This is a genomic window from Mycobacterium sp. TH-M106 (genome assembly GCF_057473765.1).
This window is the reverse complement of record NZ_JBYCLE010000042.1, coordinates 1-2308: the sequence shown is the minus strand read 5'-3', so window position 1 is coordinate 2308 and position 2308 is coordinate 1. Positions and strand designations below refer to the sequence as shown.

2 protein-coding genes are annotated in these 2308 nt (G+C 69.7%); both read left to right on the top strand.

The genetic code is table 11. The features are described from left to right. Positions 1-219 precede the first annotated feature (219 nt). Complete coding sequence (locus tag AC2VOP_RS01530) at positions 220-840, top strand: TetR/AcrR family transcriptional regulator (RefSeq protein WP_486959328.1); 621 nt, start codon at positions 220-222, stop codon at positions 838-840. A gap of 34 nt (positions 841-874) precedes the next feature. Next, positions 875-2215 carry an FAD-binding oxidoreductase gene (locus AC2VOP_RS01525; RefSeq protein WP_486959329.1) on the top strand — a complete coding sequence of 447 codons (1341 nt, stop codon included), beginning with the start codon at positions 875-877 and terminating at the stop codon, positions 2213-2215. Positions 2216-2308 lie beyond the last annotated feature (93 nt).

Here is a 2308-nt window from a genome sequence, read left to right as displayed (position 1 = left end):
CGTCGAGGACGCCACGGAAACCCCACGGCATGTATCTGAAAAACCACTCGATCTCGTCTGCCCCGTCATAGTCGGGATTGGGATCAAACGGATTCATGTCGACACCTCTCTTCTTGCCCGAGTCTAGCCGCGCCGTCAATAACGCGAGCCCAACTGCATAGACTGCCAACCAGTTGATTGGTGGGGACACTGCCGGACCGACGGCGATAGCGAGGGGACATGCCGAACGAGAACGGACCATCCCGGCGTGAGGAGCTGCTGGCGGTTGCCACCAAGCTCTTCGCCAACCGCGGCTATCACGGCACCCGGATGGACGATGTCGCCGAGGCGGTGGGGCTGAACAAGGCGACCGTCTACCACTACTACGCCAGCAAGTCACTGATCCTCTACGACATCTACCAACAAGCCGCCGAACGCACACTGGCCGCCGTGCACGACGATCCGTCCTGGAGTGCCCGCGAGGCGCTGTACCAGTACACGGTGCGGCTGCTTACCCAGATCGCCGCCCACCCGGAAGGGGCGGCGGTGTACTTCCAGGAGCAGCCCTACATCGCCGAGTGGTTCACCGAGGAACAGGTCGCCGCGGTGCGGGAGAAGGAGACCCTGGTCTACGAGCACCTGCACGGGCTGATCGACCGCGGCATCGCCAGCGGTGAGTTCTACCGGTGCGACTCGCATGTGTTGGCGCTGGGCTACATCGGGATGACGCTGGGCGCGTATCGCTGGCTGCGGCCCAGCGGCCGGCGCAGCGCCAAGGAGATCGCCGCCGAGTTCTCCACCGCGCTGCTGCGGGGGCTGATCCGAGACGACAAGATCCGCGCGGAGTCCCCGCTCGGCTGATCCGGTGTGCTACACCGGCGTCATGACCACGGGAGTGCTGCACGACCTGGTGGCGGTGCTCGGCGCCGGCCATGTCAGCACCGACCCCGACGTGCTGGCCGCCCACAGCGTCGACCACACCGGCCGCTACCGCGGCCGGGCCAGCGCCTTGGTGCGGCCCGGGTCGGCCGACGAGGTTGCCGCGGTGCTCTCGGTCTGCCGCGGCGGTGGCGCACACGTCACCATCCAGGGTGGCCGCACCTCGCTGGTGGCCGGCACCGTCCCCGAGCACGACGACGTGCTGCTGTCCACCGAACGGCTGAACACCGTCGACGACGTCGACGCGACAGAGCGCCGGGTGACCGCCGGCGCCGGCGCAACGCTGGCCGCGGTGCAGCAGGCGGCGGCCGGGGCCGGCCTGGTCTTCGGCGTCGACCTGACCGCCCGGGACACCGCGACCGTCGGCGGCATGGCGTCGACCAACGCCGGCGGGCTGCGCACAGTGGCCTACGGCAGGATGGGCGAACAGGTCGTCGGCCTGGACATCGCCCTGCCGAACGGCACAGTGCTGCACCGGCACTCAGCCGTGCGCGCCGACACCACCGGCTACGACCTGACTTCGCTGTTCGTCGGCGCCGAGGGCACGCTGGGGGTGATCACCGCACTGGATCTGCGGCTGCACCCGGTTCGCGCGCATCGGGTGACCGCGCTGTGCGGGTTCGCCGACCTGGGTGCCCTGGTCGACGCCGGCCGAGTGCTCCGCGACCTCGACGGCATCGCCGCGTTGGAAGTCGTCGACGCCCGCGCGGCCGTGCTGACCGGCGAGCACCGCGGGGTCACCGCCGGAGTGGGCGGGGGCTGGCTGCTGTTGGTGGAACTCGCCGGCGATGACGACCAGGCTGACCGTCTCGCCGGCCTGCTGCGGCGGATGCCGACATCCGACGAGCCGGCGGTCGGTGTAGACCGCAGCACCCAGCGGCGACTGTGGCGGGTGCGGGAAGCGGTGACCGACGTGCTCGGCGTCTACGGGCCGCCGCTGAAGTTCGACGTGGCCCTGCCGCTGGCCGTGATCAGCCGGTTTGCCGCCGCCGCGGATGCGTTGATACTGCGCCACGCCCCCGAGGCGCTGCCCCTGCTGTTCGGTCATCTCGGCGAGGGCAACCTGCACCTCAACGTGTTGCGCTGCCCGGCCGACGCCGAGGCCGAACTGTATCCGGCGATGATGGACCTGATCGCCGGGTGCGGCGGCAACGTCAGCTCCGAGCACGGCGTGGGCAGCCGCAAGCGCGGATACCTTCCGATGTCCCGTGGGCCCGCCGACATCGCCGCGATGCGCACCGTCAAGGCGGCGTTCGACCCGAGCGGCTACCTCAACGCCGCGGTGCTTTTCGACTGAGGCTGCAGGTAACGTCGCACCGGTGTTCTTCACGATCACCCACCCGATGCACCAACACCCCTACCACCGCGAACTGGCGTGCGGTGCCGGGGT